We start from the raw sequence: 19,156 nt of genomic DNA on the forward strand, positions 1-19,156 counted from the left end.
ACTTCCTTAGTCCGCCGTCGGAAGTCTCCGCATGGTGAACTCGATGCGGTCGCCCTCCAGCTGGCGCCAGCTTTCCACTTCGGTCCAGTAGGCAGCCTTCGGAAATTCGTCGAACCATTGCCGCGCTTTTTCGCGGGCATCCTCGCGGGTCATCAGAAATGTCTCGCGCACGAACATACTGCCCGGTCCGCCGGCCTGTTCCTGCCGGTGGCGGTGAATTCTGCGCTTCAGCCCGTCGAGTGGCGGGGGTGTGAATTTCGCCATCAAACCCTCTTATCGGCACCTGGTGACATCAAGATAATATGGTCTCACACGCATTGCGAGTCTGTTTTCCTGTCTTAAAACGGGCGGCCTCACGCGCTTGGGAATGGCCGGCGCAAGTCTGAGATGCTAAGTGCCGCCGGCGAGGATACGGAATCAGATCAAAGGCATAGCGGAAAAGGAAAAGACCATGGAACGGCCGGCATTGCCCAAGGAACTGCCCGAAAATCTCGAAGAGAAGAAGGCAGCCGCGCGAGCCTGGTTCGAAAGCCTCCGTGACACGATCTGTGCTTCCTTCGAGGCTTTGGAAGACGAGCTGACCGGCCCGCTCTCCGATCAGCCGCCCGGCCGCTTTACCCGGAAGAACTGGCTTCGCAACGAGGGCGAAGGCGGCGGCGGCACGATGTCGATGATGGAAGGCCGCGTCTTCGAGAAGGTCGGCGTCCACACGTCCACCGTCCACGGCGAGTTTTCCGAAGAATTCCGCAAGCAGATCCCCGGCGCCGACGAAGACCCCGCATTCTGGGCGTCGGGCATTTCGCTCATCGCCCATCCGGTCAATCCCAATGTGCCGGCAGTGCACATGAACACCCGCATGGTCGTCACCACCAGCCAGTGGTTCGGTGGCGGCGCCGACCTGACGCCGGTCCTCGACATCCGGCGCAGCCAGGAAGACCCCGATACCCAGCTTTTCCACCGGGTCATGGAAATCACGTGCAATCGCCACGCCGTCGCCGATTACCCGCGCTACAAGGCATGGTGCGAAGACTATTTCTTCCTGAAGCATCGCAACGAGCCCCGCGGCGTCGGCGGCATCTTTTTCGACTGGCTCCACTCGGATGCGGAAAAAGGCGGCTGGGATGCCGATTTCGCCTTCACGCAGGATGTCGGCCGCGCCTTCAACCTCCTCTACCCGAAAATCGTCCGCGGCAATTTCAACCGGCCCTGGACCGAAGAGAACCGCGACGAGCAACTGATCCGTCGCGGCCGCTACGTGGAGTTCAACCTTCTCTACGACCGCGGTACCATTTTCGGCCTGAAGACTGGCGGCAATGTGGAATCGATCTTGTCCTCAATGCCACCGGCAGTCCGCTGGCCCTGATCATTTTGGCACGCCCGGGCAGTCTGCTCTCAAGAAATTGATGACTGTAAGGCCACTGGTAGTTGTCATCTGCGAAAAATTCGATGTTCGAATCGGTGTGTTCGGTGCTAGCGTGCGGTCTGGTTGCACGGGAGAACAGCCATGACCCCATCAAACAGCCTGACAAAACCAAGTCCATACCCCGTTTCGAAGTTGATGAAGACGCCCGAATTGGTCGAGCGTCTGGCCGTCGAAATGCGAGCTAGAAGCGGTGGCGAACTGCCCCACGCTTTCTGTGTCGAGCAAGTGAAGCGGCAGCTTGCCGGTAAGTCGGCGGAATCCGGCGCGGCCAATGCCGCTCACATGATGATTCCCGCGGAGCGGGCATCCGTGTTCCACTCCTGGGCGATCTCCGAATAGGAGGATTGATCAGGAGCTCTGTTTCACGATCTCGTCCAGCCGGGCGGCCAGCGCTGCCCGGTCGGGGTTGAAGTTACGCTCCACCCAGAAGTCCTCGATCTGCTTCAGGATCTCACCGACCCTCTTGCCGGCAGGCACACCTGCCGAGAGAACGTCGGCGCCCGCGATCGGAAAGACCGGCTTGACGTAGCCCTCGGCCCGCTTCAGAAGAACCGACAGCCTTGCCGACTTGCGCATCGCCATTGGATCGCCCTCGGCCGCTGCTCTGGCCGACGACAGCGCCAGCTTGACGCGTACAACCATGCCGGCCACGCCATTTCGGTAGAGCAGACGATCGAAGCCGACATCCGTCACCTCGTCGGGAATGGCGGGTGCGGACGCCCAGACGGCCAGCTTCGCCGCATCGGCATTCGAAAACCGCAGCCGCTTTGCCATCGCCGTCAGCCGTTCCGCATCGGGCGGCACGATCGCCGCAAGCCGCAGCAGCGGATCCGGCGCCCAGCCGAGTGCTGCTTCCGCAGCGACCAGCGGATGAATGCCGTCGATGCCCCACTTTTCCGTTTCGGGCAGGATTTCCGTCAGAACACCCGCCTGCCGCATCCACAAAAGTGCGCGAGACGGATCGGGGGCGGCGAGCAGTTTCTTAGTCTCGCCCCAGACCCGCTCGCCAGACAGCGTCGAAAGCCTGTCCTTGGCGCGTGCCGATGCCCGCAATCCGTCGGCATCCGGCCGGCCGGATCCGTAATAGGCGAAAAACCGGAAGAACCTGAGAATGCGCAGATGATCCTCGGCAATCCGCTGCGAAGCGTCGCCGATAAACCGGATCGTCCGGCTCTCGATGTCCTGCAATCCCTTGACCAAATCGACCACAGCGCCCGACGCATCCGCGTAGAGTGCATTGATGGTGAGGTCGCGCCGTTCCGCATCGGCCTGCCAGTCGGTGCCGAACGAAACCTTGGCATGGCGTCCGTCCGTCTCGATGTCGCGGCGAAGCGTCGTCACCTCGAACGGCGTGCCGTCGATCACCAGCGTTACCGTCCCATGCTCGATGCCGGTCGGCACCGCCTTCATGCCGGCAGCTTCTGCCCGCTCCACCACATCCTGCGGCAGAAGCGTCGTCGCCACATCGATGTCGGCAACGGCGAGCCCCATCAGCGCGTTCCGCACCGCGCCACCCGCCACCCGCGCCTCGCCGCCATCGGCGTTCAGAAGCGCTAGAAGCCGCTGCAGAGCGGCATCGTTGAACCATGCCTCACCGGCAACCGAGGGGGTAGCAATGGAGGTCATGCGTAAAGCCTTTCATACAACGTACGTAAAATTCCGGCGGTAATGCCCCAGATTTCCCGGTCCTCATAGGGCATGACGTAGAAGTGCCGGGTCGCGCCATTCCAGTCGCGGGTGCCGCGCTGGTGGTTCGCCTCGTCCATCAGAAAGGACAGCGGCACTTCGAAAGCCGCGTCCACCTCGTCCGGATTGAGCGTCAGCTCGAAACCGCGGCTCACAACGGCCAACACCGGCGTGATGCGAAATCCGGTCGCCGCGTAATAATCGGGAAGCCTGGCCAGCGGCTCGACGAAGCGTCGGTCAAGACCGATCTCCTCCTCCGCCTCGCGCAGCGCCGCCACCTCAGGCGATCCGTCTGCGGGATCGATCGCACCACCCGGAAACGCGATCTGGCCGGAATGCTTGCGCAGCTTTACCGTCCGCTGCGTCAGGATCACCTTGGCGCCATCGGCATCGTCGATGACGGGCACCAGCACCGCGGCATCCTTCAGCTTGGATTGAATGGTCGCGTTCACCCAGGCCGGGTTAAGCACATGATCGCCGTGATCGCGCCACGCTTCCTCGATCGGCCCGCCCTTCTGGGACCGCGAACGGCGGCGAAACTCATCAGCGGAATAAAAACCGAGACCACTCATCGGGACAACAATTCCAACTCGGCGGCCGGCATCACCGGAAACACCGCATCGCCGGAGCGGACTGCGAACATCGCGACGCCATCGATCTCGATCGTCTCGCCAAGCTCCACCAGATCATACATCACCGCCCGCGAAACCAGCGCCTCGAGCCGCCCGCGGACATGCAGGTAAGGCTTCAGCTCCTGCCCTTCGCCCGCGATCGCAAAGCGGATCTTATGGTCGCTGCCCGCCTCCACCACATCGCCGACATTGGTTCGAAACGTCAGCACCTGCTGGCCGTCGCGGAGGCTCGTTTGCATCTCCACCGCCACGAACGGCGCATCGACGACCCGGATCGCGACCTTTTCCACAGGCGTGACGAGATAGGTTCGGCCGTCCTCGTCCTTGCGCAGCACGGTCGAAAACAGCCGGACCAGCGGCGCACGGCCAATCGGCGTACCCAGATAGAACCACGTTCCGTCGGCGCGGATTTCCATGTCTAGATCGCCGCAGAACGGCGGGTTCCACCGCTCGACCGGCGGCAGGCCCGGCATTTCGCCCCGCGGGCCACCACTCGCCTGCTCCGACGCATGGGCGATCATCGCCGCGAGACCAGCGGCATCGGCCGCCGTATTAATTGGTTCTACTGCCATTTTTCAGTCCCGGTTCGACCTTAAGCATCAGCCAAGGTGAATGTTCTCACGAGATAGTCATTCATCGCGTGCTTGTCAGCCTTATTTGGCGGAATAAGTTTCAACGTCTAAGGTGACTGCTGCGACGCAGCGATTCACGGTCGGACGGATAGGTTCGGCGAAGCCTGCTGGATCTGGATACCAATCAAGGGTGATGGTGAACGACATGGGCATGATGAATTCTACGCAAACAGTCCTCGACGAGAAAGCCATCATCGCCTCGGCCGAAAAGGCACTTGCCGATATCGCCGCCATCCGCGAGGAAGTCGCCAAGGTCATCTTCGGCCAGGAACGTGTCGTCGAAAACACCCTGCTCGCGGTCCTCTCCGGCGGCCACGCGCTGCTGGTCGGTGTTCCCGGTCTCGCCAAGACCAAACTCGTCTCGACGCTCGGCACCGTCCTGGGTCTGGAGTCGAACCGCATCCAGTTCACCCCCGACCTGATGCCATCGGACATCCTCGGCTCGGAAGTGATGGATACCGATGAGACCGGCCGCCGCTCCTTTCGCTTCGTCAAGGGACCTGTGTTCGGACAGCTGCTGATGGCCGACGAAATCAACCGCGCCTCGCCGCGCACCCAGTCGGCGCTGCTGCAGGCCATGCAGGAATATCACATCACCGTCGCCGGCCAGCGCTATGACCTGCCGGCACCCTTCCACGTCCTTGCCACCCAGAACCCGCTGGAACAGGAAGGCACCTATCCGCTTCCCGAAGCGCAGCTCGACCGTTTCCTGCTGCAGGTGGACGTCCTCTATCCGGAGCTCGCCGCCGAGCGCCAGATCCTGCTCGATACGACCGGCAGCGCCGAAGCCAAGGCAAGTAGCGTCATCGACGCGACGCGGCTGAAGGGTATCCAGGCGCTGATCCGTCAGATGCCTGTCTCCGACAAGGTGGTCGATGCGATCCTGTCGCTCGTCCGCTCTGCCCGACCGGGCCACGGCAACGCTTCGACCGACAAGCATGTCGCCTGGGGTCCCGGCCCGCGTGCCGGCCAGTCGCTGATGTTGACGGCCCGCGCCCGTGCGCTTTACGAAGGCCGCCTCGCTCCTTCGCTCGACGATATCCACGCGCTTGCCGAACCGGTCCTGCAGCACCGCATGGCGCTGACATTTGCCGCCCGCGCCGAAGGCATGTCGGTGCGCGATGTCATTGCCGGCCTGGTCAAACAGGCCCGCGGCTGAAGATCGCCGGTTCAGGCTAGAAAGGAACCTCCGTGGCATCCATCGGCCAGATCGTCGATCAAACCGCCAGCAGCGATGTGCTTCATCGCGCCCAGCAGCGCGCCATGCTGGTACCCGATTGCATGGTCGAGGCCAAGCGCATCGCCAACACGGTGATTGCCGGCTGGCACGGCCGCCGCAAGCGCGGCATGGGCGAGAATTTCTGGCAGTTCCGGCCCTATGCGGAAGGCGAAAGCCTGTCGCGCATCGACTGGCGCCGTTCCGCCCGCGACGACCATACCTATGTCCGCGACCGCGAATGGGAAGCCGCCCACACGATCTGGCTCTGGGCCGACATGTCGCCGTCGATGATGTACAAATCGACATTCGGATCGGTATCAAAGGAAAGCCGCGCGCTGGTCATCATGCTGGCGCTCGCCGAAATCCTGGCCCGCTCCGGCGAACGGATCGGATGCCCCGGTATCATGGAGCCGGTCTCTGCCCGCAACGCCGCCGAACGACTGGCGACCGCCATCATGCACGCGCCGCAGGCGACCGGCCTGCCGGATACGGGCATGATCCGCGGCCAGAGCGATATCGTCCTGATCGGCGATTTCCTCGATGACGCCGACAAGGTCATGAACCGCATCACCCCGCTCGGCCGCCGCGGCCTGCGCGGCCATGTGATTGAGGTCGCAGATCCGGCCGAAGAGACCTTCCCCTACACTGGCCGCACCGAATTCACCGATCCCGAAACCGGCGAAAAGCTCGTCTCCGGCCGCGCCGAAAATATCCGCGAGGACTATCAGCGCGCCTATCTCGCCCGCCGCGATGCGCTCGGCGAGGGCCTGCGCCGTCTCGGCTGGAGTTTCGTTTTTCATCGCACCGATCGTCTCGCTTCCGAAGCGCTCGTCGCCGTCCACGGCTACCTCTCCGGCATGCCGGCGCCTAGACGGATCGATAGCGGAAATATCGAGGACAGGTCATGAGCGCGCTCGCCTTCGCCTATCCCGCCATCCTCTTCGGCCTGATCGCCCTGCCCGCCATCTGGTGGCTGCTGCGCCTGACCCCGCCAAGACCAAAGTCGGAAGTCTTCCCGCCCCTGCGCATTCTCGCAAGCGTCCTGAAGCGCGAGGAAACGCCGTCCCAGAGCCCGTGGTGGCTGACGCTTCTGCGCATGGCTCTGGCCGCAGCGATCATTCTGGCCATCGCCGATCCCGTCATCAACCCGCGCACGAGTTCGCTCAACACCGGCGGCCCGCTGGCGCTGGTCATCGACAACGGCTGGGCGACATCGACCGACTGGGAACGCCGCGTCGAGACCGCCAATCTCCTGATCGACGATGCCGAAAGCGCTGACCTCCCGGTCGCGATCGCCTTCACCGCCGATCAGAACCAGGAAGCAACGCCCGGCAGTGCCGCCGCAGCGCGCGACAAGCTCGCCGCCGCAAGCCCGCGCCCGCTTGTGCCCGACCGCGCCCGCGCCGTCACAGCACTCCGGGAAGCCCTCAACGGCACCCGCCCCGGCACGCTGGCGCTCGTCTCCGATGGCATCGCCGCCACGACCGACGCCGAAACGATGACCGCTCTTGCAGGCCTTTCGGCAGGCGACATGCGCGTCCTCGAAGGCGATGGACAATCGGTCGTCGCGATCACAGGCGCCACTAACAATTCCGCCGCAATGAATGTCAGCGCCACCCGCCTGTCCACGGCTGGCACCCAGCAGTTCACCGTCAACGCGCTTGATCCGCAGGGTCGCTCGCTTGCCGCAGGCACGTTGGCATTTGCCGATGGCGCCAACACCGCAACGACGGAGATTTCCGCGCCGTTCGAACTGCGCAACGATTTTGCCCGCCTCTCCGTCGAAGGCATCGCTACCGCTGGTGCAGCTCACCTTCTCGACGACGGTTTCCGACGCCGCCGCGTGGCGCTGATTGCCGGCGAAAGCGGCAGCGATTTCCAGCCGTTGCTGCAGCCGCTCTACTATATCAGCCGAGCTTTGCAGCCCTATGCCGATGTGATCCAGCCCAACACCGCCGATCTCTCGGTGTCGATCCCGCAGATCCTCGAGGACAATCCCTCGGCGATCATCATGGCCGATGTCGGCCGCCTGCCGCCCGAAATATCGCAGCCGCTGCAGCGATGGATCGCGCGCGGCGGCACGCTCGTCCGCTTCGCCGGACCTCGCCTTGCCGCAGCACCGGCCGACGATCCGCTGGTACCGGTCACCTTGCGCCAGGGCGAACGCGCGCTCGGCGGCGCCATGTCCTGGTCGGAGCCGCAGGCGCTGGCCGATTTCCCGAATTTCGGCCCCTTCGCCGGCCTGCCGCGCGCAGCGGATATCACTGTGACCCGCCAGGTTCTGGCCGAACCGACGCCGGATCTTGCCGAGCGCACCTGGGCAAGCCTTGCCGACGGCACGCCGCTGGTCACAGAAAAGGAAGTCGAAGCCGGCCGTATCGTGCTGTTCCACACCAGCGCCGAGGCAACTTGGTCGAACCTGCCGCTGTCGGGCAATTTCGTCGAGATGCTGCGCCGGCTGGTGCAGATGGCCCGCGTCGGCGGTGCTGCCGGTGGCAGCGCGTCCGGTGCGCCGGGAACCGAAGGTGCTGCCGCAGCCCTTCCGCCCTACCGTCTGCTGACCGCCGACGGCGTGATGACGACCGAGACCGGCGCTGCCCGTCCGATCATCATCCCGGCCAACGCAAGGCCCGTCGCAAGCTTCGATCATCCTCCGGGCCTCTACGGCACCGAAGACGGCTACTCCGCCGTCAATCTTCTTGCCCCCGCGACCGTTCTCGCCCCCTTCGATCCATCGGTCGGCGGAACGCAGGTCGCGCGCGAGCAACTGGCTGGCGGCGAGGCCGTGTCGCTGCGCCCGACCCTGTTTGCTCTCGCCTTCGCGCTCCTCGTCCTCGATAGCCTGGTAATGCTCTTCATGAACGGTGCCTTTTCCCGCCGCCCCGGGCGTTCCAAGCCGACCTCGACCCGAGCCTCCGGTACAGCCGCCTCCCTGATCCTCGGCTTCGCGCTGGCTTTGGCGCTGCTGCACCCGAGCCCGTCACTTGCCCAACAGCCACCCACCCCACCGCCTGCCGCGGCGCAACCGCAATCGGCCCAGCCGCAGCCGTTTCGCGAAATGCAGCCCGGTGAAGGCGTAAAGCCAGGCGACGACCAAATCCTCGACCGCCTCGACACGACCCACCTTGCCTACGTCCAGACCGGCGAAAGCGATGTCGACAGCATCTCCGAACGCGGGCTCGACGGTCTCACCCAGTACATGAGCTACCGCACGACGCTCGAACCCGGCGCCCCTGTCGGCCTCGACATCGCCAAGGACGACCTCTCCTTCTATCCGATCATCTACTGGCCGGTCTCCGCGACAGCGCCGATGCCATCGCAGGCCTCGATCTCGCGCATTGACGCCTATATGCGCAACGGCGGCACGGTTCTGTTCGACACCCGCGACCAGGTCTCAGCACTCGATGGCAGCTCCAGCCCCAACGGCCTGCGGCTGCAGGAAATTCTTGCCAGCATCGATATTCCGCCGCTCGAGCCGACACCGGAAAACCATGTTCTGACCCGCACCTTCTATCTCCTGAAGGACTTTCCGGGTCGCTATCGCGGCGGTCCGCTCTGGGTCGAAGCCCGTCAGGATGCCCGCAACTCCACCTCGCAGCTCTCCTCTGGCGGCGACGGCGTGACGCCGCTGCTGATCACCGGCAACGATTTTGCCGGCGCCTGGGCGGTCGATCAACAGGGCAATTCTATGCTCCCGACCGTACCGCCTGATGACATGCAGCGCGAATACGCCTACCGCGCCGGCGTCAACATCATGATGTATATGCTGACCGGCAACTACAAGGCCGACCAGGTCCACGTGCCCGCACTCCTCGAACGGCTGGGGCAGTAACCGATGACCATCGAATTCGCCCCCTTCTTTTCCTGGCCGATCCTCGCAGCCCTCGGCGCTCTGGCCCTCGTCCTTGCCGTCACCGCCCTATTGCGCGGCGTCCGTGGCGCTTTCCTCCGCACGCTGGCACTTGCCGCCCTCCTGATGGCGCTCGCCAACCCGACGCTCAACCAGGAAGATCGCGAACAGCTCTCCACCATCGTGCCAATCGTCGTAGACCGCTCCCAGAGCCAGGAGACGGCCGGCCGCGAGCAGCAGACCGATCAGGCGCTGGCGGAACTGCGCGACCGCTTCTCCCGCTATCCCCGCATCGAGACGCGCATCGTCGAGGCCGGAGACGATGTAGACAGCGACACACCTTCGACGAAGCTGTTCACTGCGCTGCGCTCCGCGATGTCGGACGTTCCGCCGGCCCGTGTCGGCGGCGCCGTGTTCCTCACAGACGGCCAGATCCATGATCTCCCCGGCATCAATCAGGATCTCGGCTTCAACGCACCCGTCCACGGGCTGATCACCGGCCAGCCAAACGAATTCGACCGCCGCATCGAAGTGCTGCGCGCGCCCCGCTTCGGCATTGTCGGCGAAGAGCAGGAACTGACACTGCGCGTGTTCGACGACGGTCGCCAGGGCGGCGGCCCCGCCGAAGTCATCGTGCGCATGAACGGCCAGCAGATCGCCACGCTGCAGGCAACGCCCGGCGTCACCACCCCGTTCTCGTTCAACGTCCAGCGCGGCGGCAACAATGTCATGGAGTTCTCGGTTGCCGAGCTCCCTGGCGAAGTGACCACCGCCAACAACCGCGCCGTCCATGTCATCGATGGCATCAGGCAGAACCTGCGCGTGCTGCTGGTGTCCGGCGAACCCCATGCCGGTGAGCGCGCTTGGCGTAACCTTCTAAAGTCCGACGCCTCCGTCGACCTCGTGCATTTCACCATCCTGCGTCCGCCGGAAAAGCAGGATGGCACGCCGATCAACGAGTTGTCGCTGATCGCCTTCCCCACCCGCGAGCTGTTCGTCGAGAAGATCAAGGATTTCGATCTGATCATCTTCGATCGCTACAAGCACCGCGGCGTGCTGCCGATCCTCTATTACGACTACATCTCCCAGTATGTGCAAAACGGCGGCGCGCTGCTGATCGCGGCAGGCCCCGAACATGCCGGCGAAGATTCGATCGCCGCGACGCCGCTCGAACAGGTCCTGCCGGCCGCACCGACGGGCGAAGTCCACAATGCCGGCTTCTTCCCGCATCTATCGGAAGTCGGCACCAAGCACCCGGTCACCCGCGGCCTCGAAGGCTCCAACCAGACGCCGCCCGCCTGGGGTCGCTGGTTCCGCACCATCGATGTCGACCCGCCGCAGGGCCAGACGGTAATGGAAGGCGATGGCGACCGCCCTCTCCTTGTCCTCAACCGTCAGGGCGAAGGCCGCGTCGCCATGCTCCTGTCGGATCAGGGCTGGCTCTGGGCACGCGGCTTTGAGGGCGGTGGCCCGCATGTGGCGCTCTATCGCCGTATCGCTCACTGGCTGATGAAGGAGCCCGAACTGGAGGAAGAGGCGCTGACTGCCCGCTCCGTCGGACGAACGCTTGCCGCCACTCGCCAGACGATCGGCGACGATCCCGGTCCCGCCACCATCCGCTACCCATCCGGCCGCACCGAGACCGTGCAGATGGCGCCCGCCGGCCCCGGCGAGTATCGCTATGAAAGCCGCATGGATGAAACCGGCCTGTTCGAAGTGAGAAACGGCGACTTCCAGACCCTGGTCCATGTCGGCGCAGTCGATTCCCCCGAGTTCAAGGCGATGATCTCCACCGAGGCGACCTTGCAGCCCTATGCCGACAAGACCCGCGGCCTCGTGACCCGCGTAGCCTCAGGCGATGGCATCACCATCCCCGACATTCTGCCCGTTCGCGGCGAGGTGCGCGTTAGCGATCCCAACCGCATGGTCATCCGCATGACCGACGAGACGGTGCTGCGCGGCATCAACACGCTGCCGCTGTTTGCAGGCTTTGCCGGCCTGTCGGTGCTGCTGTTCGCAATGGCCGCGATGTGGTGGCGCGAGGGTCGCTGATGGACCACGAGCTTTATCTCACCGACGCGCCGAGCTCAGACGATCTTGCAATCGTCAGCAGCGGCCTCACAGCCTTCAACGAAGGCGAAGTCGGGCCCTCCGACCGGAAACTGCTCGCCGTGCTGATCCGCGACGAGAGCGGCACGGTCATCGGCGGCCTCTCGGGCTACACATCCTGGGGCTGGCTCTTCACCCAGCTTCTGTTCATTCCCGAAAGCCTGCGCGGCAAGGGCATGGCGGCAAAGCTTCTGACCGAGGCCGAAAATGAAGCGCGCACCCGCGGCTGCAAGGGCGCCTGGATCGATACGTTCAACCCGCTCGCCCTCAAGGCCTACAAGAGCCACGGCTACCAAGTGTTTGGCGAGATTCCAAATTTCGTCGAAACCAGAACCCGCACCTTCCTTCAAAAAGCGCTTTAGTCTATCCATCTCGGCCGCAACTCGAGAGGTTGGATATGGATCTGGAAATCGTCGAAGGCATCTCGCAGCAGGATGAAGACATCATCCTCGACAAGCTGAAAGCCTTCAATATCGAATGCTTCGGCGCGAGCGACCGTCGCGAACTGGCAATCCCGCTACGTGATACGGCCGGCGATATCGCAGGCGGCCTCGTCGGCTATACCGGCCGCGGCTGGCTTTACATCTCGATGCTGTTCATTCCGGAATTGATGCGCGCCAAAGGCCTCGCCGCCCGCCTCATGACCATGGCCGAAGCGGAGGCGGCGAAGCGCGGCTGTATCGGAGCCTATATCGATACGATGAACCCGGCAGCACTCGCGCTGTATCTGAAGCTCGGCTACCACCCGATCGGCAAGCTCGAAGGCCTCGCCGGCGGACATGATGTAACGTGGCTGGAAAAACGATTCTAGATCAACGGCTTGGCGCGAAGTCCTGACGGATCACAGCTCCCGCCAGCCGATCACGCCCTTCAGCCCGTTATGCACACCGTCCTTGAGCGGCACGACCAGCACCCGCCCCGGATCGACCGGTCCCGGAAAATCGAGCGCATCGTAGGCCACCTTCTCGAAGCCGAGCGGCATGTAATAGGGCGGATCGCCGATCAGGATCACGGCTTCCGATCCATGGCGGCGGGCGGCATCGATGGCGATCCGCACCAGTTCGCGGCCAATCCCGAGGTTCTTGTGCGACGGCCTGACCGCCAGCGGGCCCAGCATATGGCCCTTCACGCTTCCCGCCAGAACCGGCGTCATCCGCACCGAAGCGATCGTCTCGCCATCGTCGGCGCAGACAAACGAGATCGACCGGTCATGCGGACCCTGCTCGCGAATGCGGGACGCGGCGCGCACATGCCGACCGGGGCCGAACGCTTCCTCGTTGATCACCTCGATGATGTCATCGTGAGACGCATCCTCGGTCAGATAGACGAGGTCGTGTTTCGCCATGGACTTGGGGGGGGGTTCGGACGAAGAATTCTGGGATGTTGAGGATTGCGACGCAACAAGATGCAGGGACATGGAGAACCGAAGCCGTAAGGAGAGAGCAGACAGGACGAGCGATATCGCGACGCGTTTTCAGGCGTCGTGGTCGATCTTCAGCGTCGTCGCAGTGTCCGCACTTCGGTCATTCTCTGGCTGTTCCCGAACAATCGTGACAAGCGAGCTATCAGAAAATATTCCACCCGTCCAATCCAAAAACGCAGCGTTTACAAAATCGCACCTCGTCATTGTCAGGCTTTGTCGTATCTAACAGAAAGACAACCAAGGAGATTGCAATGGGCATGTTGGTAGACGGCAAGTGGCACGACATCTGGTACGACACCAACGCCAGCAAGGGTCATTTCAAGCGTTCCGAATCACAGTTCCGCAACTGGGTGACAGCTGACGGGTCCGCCGGACCGTCAGGCACCTCCGGCTTCAAGGCCGAGGCCGGACGCTATCATCTCTATGTATCGCTCGCCTGCCCTTGGGCGCACCGGACGCTGATTTTCCGCAACCTCAAGAAGCTGCAGGATCTGATCTCGGTCTCCGTCGTCGACTACCTGATGCTGGAAAACGGCTGGGAATTCCGCAAACGCGACGGCGCAACCGGCGACGCCCTGTTCGGCTCCGACTATCTCTACCAGGTCTATCTGAAAGCCGATCCCGCCTATTCCGGCCGCGTCACGGTTCCGGTCCTTTGGGACAAGCAGCAGAACACGATTGTCTCGAACGAAAGCGCCGAAATCATCCGCATGATGAACAGCGCCTTCGACGGCATCACCGGCTCCGATGTCGATTTCTACCCAGACGATCTGCGCAGTGAGATCGATAAGATCAACGCGGTCATCTACGACACCGTCAACAACGGCGTCTACAAGGCCGGCTTCGCCACCACGCAAGACGCCTATGAAGAGGCCGTCTCAAAGCTGTTCGAAACGCTCGACAGTCTCGAGACCCGTCTCTCGAAAAGCCGCTACCTGCTCGGAGACAAGCTGACCGAAGCCGACTGGCGGCTGTTCACGACACTCATCCGCTTCGATCCGGTCTATGTCGGCCACTTCAAATGCAACATCCGCCGCATCGCCGACTACCCGAACCTGTCAGCCTATCTGCGCGATCTCTACCAGCACGAGGGCGTGGCCAAGACCTGCAATCTCCTCCACATCAAGCACCACTACTACGAGAGCCACAAAACCATAAACCCGACCGGCATCGTCCCGACAGGACCAGAGCTCGATCTCGACGCACCGCATGGGCGGGGGTAGGGAAGCGGGTAACTCTCACCAGTAGTCCCCCTTCGCGACCTCTCCTGCCAATTCCTGCAATCGCCGCGCCGTTGCCTGGGTGATCTCGGGCGGTAGCGCGTCGAGGCCAAAGAAGCCGCTTTCCGCAATTTCGTAATCCGCGGCGCGCGGCGCCGTCTGGTTGACGTGGACCTTGTAGAACAGCACGTGGTCGCGCTTTGAGGCGTTGCGGTTCAGGTAGACGTGGAACAGCTCCGGCACTCCCAGGACTTCCAGATTGCCCTCTTCCCGCAGTTCCTTGTGCAGCGCCTGAAGCGCGGTTTCGCCGCGTTCCATTCCGCCGCCGGGCATATACCATCCGGGAACATAGGTGTGGCGCACCAGGAAAATCCGGCCTTCGTCATCGAAACAGGCGGCCCGGACACCCATCGTCATGCCGCGGGTGACGATGAACGCCTTGTGCATCAGCCAGACGAGAATGCGGGCGCGGCCGCCAGTAACTTCGGGAATGCCCTGCTCAACCATTCAGGCGTTCCACTTCATAACTTCGGGAGCGGCGATAAATTCGGTACCAATTGCTCTCTCATGCGTTATGTCTTCGCCATGTTCAAGTTCGCGCATATTTCCGATATCCACCTGGGGCCCCTTCCGCGGCTGACGATGCGCGAGCTTCTGTCAAAACGCATCACCGGTTTCGTCAACTGGCACCGCACCCGCCGTAAGCATCTTCTCGTCAACACGCTGGATCTGCTGTTGAGCGACATGAAGGACCGAGAGCCGGACCAGTTGCTCATCACAGGCGATCTGGTCAATTTGGCGACCAAGATCGAAACCCGGCTGGCCCGCGAATGGCTCGACACGATCGGCGATCCCGCCGACACCACAGTCGTGCCGGGCAATCACGATGCCTATGTGCCGGGCGCTCACGACAAGTCGGTTGCCGCCTGGTATCCCTTCGTGAAAAGCGACGACGATCCGGGCGAATGGCCGAAGGACGATCACATCTTCCCGACCTACCGGGAGCGTGGCCCGATCGCCATCATCGGCTGCTCCACATCCAACGCGACGCCGCCGTTTTCCGCATCCGGCTATTTCAGCCCGCGCCAGGCGCGCGAAACCGTGAACCTGCTGAAGAAAGCCGGCGAACGTGGCCTGTTCCGCGTGGTGATGATTCACCACCCGCCGATCCACGGCGCGGCGTCATCGCACAAGCGTATGATCGGCATCCGTCGATTTGCTGCGGCCATCTCGACCGGCGGCGCCGAACTGGTGTTGCACGGCCATACGCATCTCAACACCGTCTACGAACTCAAGACCCATAACCGGCCCGTGCCGGTCGTCGGTATCGCGTCCGCCTCGCAGGGTCCGGGCGGCCACAAGCCACCTGCTTCCTACAACCTGTTTTCGCTGTCGGGCGAACCTGGCAACTGGAACCTGGTTTGCGAACGCTACGGGCTGACACAGGCAGGTGACGGCATTGCGCTGGACAGCAGCCACGTCTTTTATGGCGATCAACCGATACCTATGCCGGCGATCCAGCCCGAGACCGTCGAAATCTTGTAGATTAATTGCGTCGCCTGTTGCAAATGCATCACATTCGATTCATAGCTTAACGAGATGGCCGTAATCATAACGCATAGCCCCGTTAAGCTTGTTTCCGCATGAACAATCCGACCCAGACCATGGACATTCGCCGTGACCTCGTAGCCTTGCTGCCGAGGCTTCGTCGTTTCGCGTTGACGCTTGCAGGCACCGCCGAGGATGCTGACAGGCTGGTGCGCGAAGTCTGTTCGCGTGCAATCCAGAAAAGCCATCACTGGAAGGGCGAAGGCCGCATCGAAAGCTGGCTGTTCAGCCTGATGCGCACAGCCTGGTCCGACGAGATCAAGAAGCGCCGCAAGACCCAGCCGTCCTCCACCCCGAAGGCACAGGGCGTCGTATCGGCTACCGAAATTTCCACGATGGCCACATCGGATCAGATCCTGCTGTCCCTGCCCTCAGGCCTCGCCAGTGTCTTCCTTCTCGTGGACGTCGAGGCATTCGCCTATGGCGAGGCGGCTGCTATACTCGGCATTCCGGAACAGGCCTTCGCCGAACGCCTGTGTTCTGCACGGCTCAGACTGTCGGAAATCGCGCCGGAAGCATCGGAGCGCCGCGCATGAAAGCCAGTGCTTCCTCGTCCGCGCTCGAACAGCGCATTTCGGCCTTCCTGGATGGCGAAGCCAACGAACACGAACGGCAGGAGATCGAAGCGCTTCTGGTCAACGAGCCGCAGGCGCGGGCCCTGCATGACAACCTGAAACGCGGCACGGATTACGGCCGGCGCGTCTTCGACGATGCCATGAAGGAACCATTGCCGCTCGAACTCGTCCGCACCATCAAGAACGCACCGCTGCCGCGCCGCGCGATCAGGCTGCCTGATGACAAAAAGCGCCAGTCACTCTCGTTCAAGCCAAGCAGAACGCAGGCGCTTGTCGCAAGCATTCTCAGTCTCTGCCTCGGCGGCGGCATCGGCTATGCGCTCGGCACCCAGCCGGGATCGACCCGTCTCGGCGGCTCGGAAGTGCAGCTCGACTCGCGGGACTGGCTTGACGACGTCGTCGCCCATTACCGGCTCTATACCCGCTTGCCCGATCGTCTGGTGGAAATCGGTGCCGACAGGCCCGGCGATATTCTCGCATGGCTGACAACAGGCACCGGCATCGCCTTTCGCATTCCGGACCTGTCGCAAAGCGGGCTGACCTTCGCCGGCGCGCGGCTTTTCACCGCCGACAACCGCCCCTCCGGCCTCCTCCTCTACCGCCGCGGCGATGAAGGAGAGATCATCGCGATCACCTTCTCCAAGACCCGTCCGGACACCAACAAACCGGTCGAGGACATCCGCGCCGATACGGGTCTTGTGTCCTGGAGCACGCCGCTCGCGACCTATGTCGTCGTCGGCCCCTCCTCCGCCGCCGATCTCGACGAGATCGCCGCCAAGGCCGCGGGACTGATCTGAGCCTCCGGCCTGCTTCGAAGCCCATCCGCCCGATCTGATCCCAACAAAAAACCGCATCGGCTGGCGATGCGGCTTCTGTCTTCTAATGCCTTACAGAATCCTACTACTGGCCGCGTTCTTCCAACACCCGGTTGGCAGCAGACACGATCGCATCGAGCGATGCCGTCACGATGTTGTTGTTGATGCCGGCGCCGAACAGCTTTCCACCCGGATGCTCGACCTCGACATAGGCGATCGCCGAGGCGTTCGAGCCATGCTGCAGCGAGTGTTCCGAATACTCGTTCACCGACAACTCGATCCCGAGATAGGCCGACAGCGCATTGATGAACCCGTCGATCGGGCCCGTGCCGCGGCCTTCGATCGTCTTCGTCTCACCACCATCGGTGATCTCGGCGGAAACGACGCGGATGCCCTTGTGCTCCATCCCGGCCGGGAACGTCTGGTGATCGACGAATTTCAGCCGTGCTGAAGGCTGGTCCACATAGCGCTCGATAAAGCGCTCATGGATACGCTTGGAAGCGACTTCCTTGCCTTCTTCGTCGGTAATCCGCTGGATGTCCTCGCGGAACTCAACCTGCAAGTTGCGCGGCAGGTTGATGCCGTAATCCTGCTGCAGGATATAGGCGATGCCGCCCTTGCCCGATTGCGAGTTGATGCGGATGATCGCCTCGTAGGACCGGCCGACGTCGCGCGGGTCGATCGGCAGGTAAGGCACTTCCCACACCGGATGGTTGGCGGTCTTGATCGCCTTCATGCCCTTGTTGATCGCGTCCTGGTGCGAGCCGGAAAACGCCGTATAGACCAGTTCGCCGACGTAAGGATGGCGCTCGGGAATGACCATTTCGTTCGAATATTCGTAGACGTCCTTGATGCGCTCGATATCGGTGCAGTCCAGCCCAGGATCAACGCCCTGCGTGTACATGTTGAGCGCCAGCGTCACCACGTCGACATTGCCGGTGCGCTCGCCATTGCCAAACAGCGTGCCTTCGACGCGGTCGGCGCCAGCCATCAGCGCCAGCTCCGTCGCCGCAATCCCGGTGCCACGGTCGTTGTGCGGATGCAGCGAGATGATGACATTTTCTCTGGAGTCGATATTGCGGCACATCCATTCGATCTGGTCGGCATAGATGTTCGGCGTCGCCATCTCGACGGTCGAGGGCAGGTTGAGGATCAGCTTGTTGTCGGCAGTCGGCTTTACGACCTCGATGACTGCGTTGCAGATCTCCAACGCCACTTCCAGCTCGGTGCCGGTAAAGCTTTCCGGCGAATATTCGAACCGGTAATCGCCGCCGGCCTTGGCAGCCATGTCGGTGATCATCTTCGCCGCGTCGACGGCGATCTGCTTGATGCCGCGGACATCCTTGCCGAACACCACACGGCGCTGCAGTTCCGATGTCGAGTTGTAGAAGTGGATGATCGGATGCTTGGCGCCTTCCAGCGATTCGAACGTGCGGGTGATCAGTTCCGGCCGGCACTGAACCAGCACCTGCATCGACACATCGTCGGGAACGCCACCCTCTTCGATGCACCAGCGGGCAAAGTCGAAATCGGTCTGCGAAGCCGACGGGAAACCGATCTCGATTTCCTTGAAGCCCATATCCAGGAGCAGCTTGAACATGCGGGCCTTGCGGTCGTGGCCCATCGGGTTGACCAGCGACTGGTTGCCGTCACGCAGGTCCACCGAGCACCAGATCGGCGCCTTGTCGATCACCTTCGACGGCCAGGTCCGGTCGGGAATGTTGATGGCGGGATAGGCACGGTATTTCACCGCCGCCTCGGCCATACCCTTAGCCTTGTTGGCAGTAGTCACGTTGGAATTCTTGGCGTCCATGGTCTTCAAGTCCTCGTCCTATCCATCCGCCGCGCGCCGCACTTTTGGGGCCTGCTTGGTGAGGATGGCGACCTCTTAAGGTCTGTCTCAGCTATATCGGTAAATCTTGCGAGGAGCTCTTACGCCGGCGGGCTTTCGGCCGCCGGGCGCT

The 19,156-nt window shown here is 62.8% G+C and carries 19 protein-coding genes; 12 read left to right on the top strand and 7 right to left on the bottom strand.

Translation table 11 applies throughout. From position 1 onward, the window contains the following. Window positions 1-6: 6 nt before the first annotated feature. On the bottom strand, window positions 7-264 hold the full coding sequence (locus tag ACQY1P_RS16290; protein ID WP_062455715.1) for a hypothetical protein: 258 nt from the start codon (window positions 262-264) through the stop codon (window positions 7-9). A 187-nt stretch (window positions 265-451) separates the two neighbouring features. Between ACQY1P_RS16290 and hemF the strand changes: the two genes are divergently transcribed. Then, complete coding sequence (gene hemF, locus ACQY1P_RS16295) at window positions 452-1,363, top strand: oxygen-dependent coproporphyrinogen oxidase (protein WP_062455712.1); 912 nt, start codon at window positions 452-454, stop codon at window positions 1,361-1,363. A 141-nt stretch (window positions 1,364-1,504) separates the two neighbouring features. Next, window positions 1,505-1,762: a hypothetical protein gene (locus ACQY1P_RS16300; RefSeq protein ID WP_092660339.1), complete on the top strand. Its 258-nt coding sequence runs from the start codon at window positions 1,505-1,507 to the stop codon at window positions 1,760-1,762. Window positions 1,763-1,771: 9 nt separating this feature from the next. On the opposite strand, the gene ACQY1P_RS16305 is transcribed toward ACQY1P_RS16300, so the two are convergent. Genes ACQY1P_RS16305 through ACQY1P_RS16315 form a run of 3 tightly spaced genes read right to left on the bottom strand, consistent with a single transcriptional unit; the run spans window position 1,772 to window position 4,313 of the window. Further along, complete coding sequence (locus ACQY1P_RS16305) at window positions 1,772-3,049, bottom strand: CCA tRNA nucleotidyltransferase (protein ID WP_430254393.1); 1,278 nt, start codon at window positions 3,047-3,049, stop codon at window positions 1,772-1,774. Further along, a complete protein-coding gene (locus ACQY1P_RS16310) occupies window positions 3,046-3,681 on the bottom strand; it encodes a CoA pyrophosphatase (RefSeq protein WP_430254395.1) in 636 nt (211 codons plus the stop codon). The genes ACQY1P_RS16305 and ACQY1P_RS16310 overlap by 4 nt, the downstream gene beginning before the upstream one ends. Then, window positions 3,678-4,313: a DUF1285 domain-containing protein gene (locus tag ACQY1P_RS16315; RefSeq protein WP_430254397.1), complete on the bottom strand. Its 636-nt coding sequence runs from the start codon at window positions 4,311-4,313 to the stop codon at window positions 3,678-3,680. The genes ACQY1P_RS16310 and ACQY1P_RS16315 overlap by 4 nt, the downstream gene beginning before the upstream one ends. Before the next feature lie 205 nt (window positions 4,314-4,518). On the opposite strand from ACQY1P_RS16315, the gene ACQY1P_RS16320 reads away from it, so the two are divergent. Genes ACQY1P_RS16320 through ACQY1P_RS16345 form a run of 6 tightly spaced genes read left to right on the top strand, consistent with a single transcriptional unit; the run spans window position 4,519 to window position 12,362 of the window. Next, window positions 4,519-5,532, top strand: coding sequence for an AAA family ATPase (locus ACQY1P_RS16320; protein ID WP_430254399.1), 1,014 nt, complete (start codon window positions 4,519-4,521; stop codon window positions 5,530-5,532). 32 nt (window positions 5,533-5,564) lie between these two features. Further along, window positions 5,565-6,500 (top strand): DUF58 domain-containing protein, encoded by a 936-nt coding sequence (locus ACQY1P_RS16325; RefSeq protein ID WP_430254401.1) that lies wholly within the window; start codon window positions 5,565-5,567, stop codon window positions 6,498-6,500. Beyond that, window positions 6,497-9,424: a DUF4159 domain-containing protein gene (locus tag ACQY1P_RS16330; protein WP_430254403.1), complete on the top strand. Its 2,928-nt coding sequence runs from the start codon at window positions 6,497-6,499 to the stop codon at window positions 9,422-9,424. Before ACQY1P_RS16325 ends, ACQY1P_RS16330 begins: the two co-directional genes overlap by 4 nt. Window positions 9,425-9,427: 3 nt before the next feature. Continuing rightward, on the top strand, window positions 9,428-11,494 hold the full coding sequence (locus ACQY1P_RS16335; protein WP_430254405.1) for a hypothetical protein: 2,067 nt from the start codon (window positions 9,428-9,430) through the stop codon (window positions 11,492-11,494). Then, window positions 11,494-11,913: a GNAT family N-acetyltransferase gene (locus ACQY1P_RS16340; protein WP_062455689.1), complete on the top strand. Its 420-nt coding sequence runs from the start codon at window positions 11,494-11,496 to the stop codon at window positions 11,911-11,913. Before ACQY1P_RS16335 ends, ACQY1P_RS16340 begins: the two co-directional genes overlap by 1 nt. Window positions 11,914-11,948: 35 nt before the next feature. Continuing rightward, window positions 11,949-12,362 (top strand): GNAT family N-acetyltransferase, encoded by a 414-nt coding sequence (locus ACQY1P_RS16345; protein WP_092660322.1) that lies wholly within the window; start codon window positions 11,949-11,951, stop codon window positions 12,360-12,362. A gap of 30 nt (window positions 12,363-12,392) precedes the next feature. On the opposite strand, the gene ACQY1P_RS16350 is transcribed toward ACQY1P_RS16345, so the two are convergent. After that, a complete protein-coding gene (locus ACQY1P_RS16350; RefSeq protein WP_430254407.1) occupies window positions 12,393-12,896 on the bottom strand; it encodes a GNAT family N-acetyltransferase in 504 nt (167 codons plus the stop codon). A gap of 329 nt (window positions 12,897-13,225) precedes the next feature. On the opposite strand from ACQY1P_RS16350, the gene ACQY1P_RS16355 reads away from it, so the two are divergent. Then, complete coding sequence (locus tag ACQY1P_RS16355; protein ID WP_430254409.1) at window positions 13,226-14,197, top strand: glutathione S-transferase family protein; 972 nt, start codon at window positions 13,226-13,228, stop codon at window positions 14,195-14,197. Window positions 14,198-14,212: 15 nt separating this feature from the next. Here ACQY1P_RS16355 and ACQY1P_RS16360 read toward each other — a convergent pair whose 3' ends face one another. Beyond that, window positions 14,213-14,701 carry an NUDIX domain-containing protein gene (locus tag ACQY1P_RS16360; protein WP_430254411.1) on the bottom strand — a complete coding sequence of 163 codons (489 nt, stop codon included), beginning with the start codon at window positions 14,699-14,701 and terminating at the stop codon, window positions 14,213-14,215. Between the two features lie 78 nt (window positions 14,702-14,779). Between ACQY1P_RS16360 and ACQY1P_RS16365 the strand changes: the two genes are divergently transcribed. From ACQY1P_RS16365 to ACQY1P_RS16375, 3 genes are all read left to right on the top strand, one after another. Beyond that, the gene (locus tag ACQY1P_RS16365; protein ID WP_430256720.1) at window positions 14,780-15,739 is read left to right on the top strand and encodes a metallophosphoesterase family protein; all 960 of its coding nucleotides are present in this window, start codon (window positions 14,780-14,782) and stop codon (window positions 15,737-15,739) included. Between the two features lie 98 nt (window positions 15,740-15,837). After that, window positions 15,838-16,338: an RNA polymerase sigma factor gene (locus ACQY1P_RS16370; RefSeq protein WP_062582897.1), complete on the top strand. Its 501-nt coding sequence runs from the start codon at window positions 15,838-15,840 to the stop codon at window positions 16,336-16,338. Next, a complete protein-coding gene (locus ACQY1P_RS16375; RefSeq protein WP_430254413.1) occupies window positions 16,335-17,174 on the top strand; it encodes an anti-sigma factor family protein in 840 nt (279 codons plus the stop codon). Before ACQY1P_RS16370 ends, ACQY1P_RS16375 begins: the two co-directional genes overlap by 4 nt. A 103-nt stretch (window positions 17,175-17,277) precedes the next feature. On the opposite strand, the gene leuA is transcribed toward ACQY1P_RS16375, so the two are convergent. Further along, on the bottom strand, window positions 17,278-19,005 hold the full coding sequence (leuA, locus tag ACQY1P_RS16380; RefSeq protein ID WP_430243819.1) for a 2-isopropylmalate synthase: 1,728 nt from the start codon (window positions 19,003-19,005) through the stop codon (window positions 17,278-17,280). Window positions 19,006-19,156 lie beyond the last annotated feature (151 nt).

The sequence above is a fragment of the Neorhizobium sp. DAR64872/K0K18 genome, assembly GCF_050500175.1.
Taxonomy (GTDB): Bacteria; Pseudomonadota; Alphaproteobacteria; order Rhizobiales; family Rhizobiaceae; genus Neorhizobium; species Neorhizobium soli.

Bases quoted from the DNA above. Each gene is read 5' to 3' on its own strand.
- ACQY1P_RS16290 (WP_062455715.1), bottom strand. From the start codon at position 264: ATGGCGAAATTCACACCCCCGCCACTCGACGGGCTGAAGCGCAGAATT.
- hemF (WP_062455712.1), top strand. From the start codon at position 452: ATGGAACGGCCGGCATTGCCCAAGGAACTGCCCGAAAATCTCGAAGAG.
- ACQY1P_RS16300 (WP_092660339.1), top strand. From the start codon at position 1,505: ATGACCCCATCAAACAGCCTGACAAAACCAAGTCCATACCCCGTTTCG.
- ACQY1P_RS16305 (WP_430254393.1), bottom strand. From the start codon at position 3,049: ATGACCTCCATTGCTACCCCCTCGGTTGCCGGTGAGGCATGGTTCAAC.
- ACQY1P_RS16310 (WP_430254395.1), bottom strand. From the start codon at position 3,681: ATGAGTGGTCTCGGTTTTTATTCCGCTGATGAGTTTCGCCGCCGTTCG.
- ACQY1P_RS16315 (WP_430254397.1), bottom strand. From the start codon at position 4,313: ATGGCAGTAGAACCAATTAATACGGCGGCCGATGCCGCTGGTCTCGCG.
- ACQY1P_RS16320 (WP_430254399.1), top strand. From the start codon at position 4,519: ATGGGCATGATGAATTCTACGCAAACAGTCCTCGACGAGAAAGCCATC.
- ACQY1P_RS16330 (WP_430254403.1), top strand. From the start codon at position 6,497: ATGAGCGCGCTCGCCTTCGCCTATCCCGCCATCCTCTTCGGCCTGATC.
- ACQY1P_RS16335 (WP_430254405.1), top strand. From the start codon at position 9,428: ATGACCATCGAATTCGCCCCCTTCTTTTCCTGGCCGATCCTCGCAGCC.
- ACQY1P_RS16340 (WP_062455689.1), top strand. From the start codon at position 11,494: ATGGACCACGAGCTTTATCTCACCGACGCGCCGAGCTCAGACGATCTT.
- ACQY1P_RS16345 (WP_092660322.1), top strand. From the start codon at position 11,949: ATGGATCTGGAAATCGTCGAAGGCATCTCGCAGCAGGATGAAGACATC.
- ACQY1P_RS16350 (WP_430254407.1), bottom strand. From the start codon at position 12,896: ATGGCGAAACACGACCTCGTCTATCTGACCGAGGATGCGTCTCACGAT.
- ACQY1P_RS16355 (WP_430254409.1), top strand. From the start codon at position 13,226: ATGGGCATGTTGGTAGACGGCAAGTGGCACGACATCTGGTACGACACC.
- ACQY1P_RS16360 (WP_430254411.1), bottom strand. From the start codon at position 14,701: ATGGTTGAGCAGGGCATTCCCGAAGTTACTGGCGGCCGCGCCCGCATT.
- ACQY1P_RS16365 (WP_430256720.1), top strand. From the start codon at position 14,780: ATGTTCAAGTTCGCGCATATTTCCGATATCCACCTGGGGCCCCTTCCG.
- ACQY1P_RS16370 (WP_062582897.1), top strand. From the start codon at position 15,838: ATGAACAATCCGACCCAGACCATGGACATTCGCCGTGACCTCGTAGCC.
- ACQY1P_RS16375 (WP_430254413.1), top strand. From the start codon at position 16,335: ATGAAAGCCAGTGCTTCCTCGTCCGCGCTCGAACAGCGCATTTCGGCC.
- leuA (WP_430243819.1), bottom strand. From the start codon at position 19,005: ATGGACGCCAAGAATTCCAACGTGACTACTGCCAACAAGGCTAAGGGT.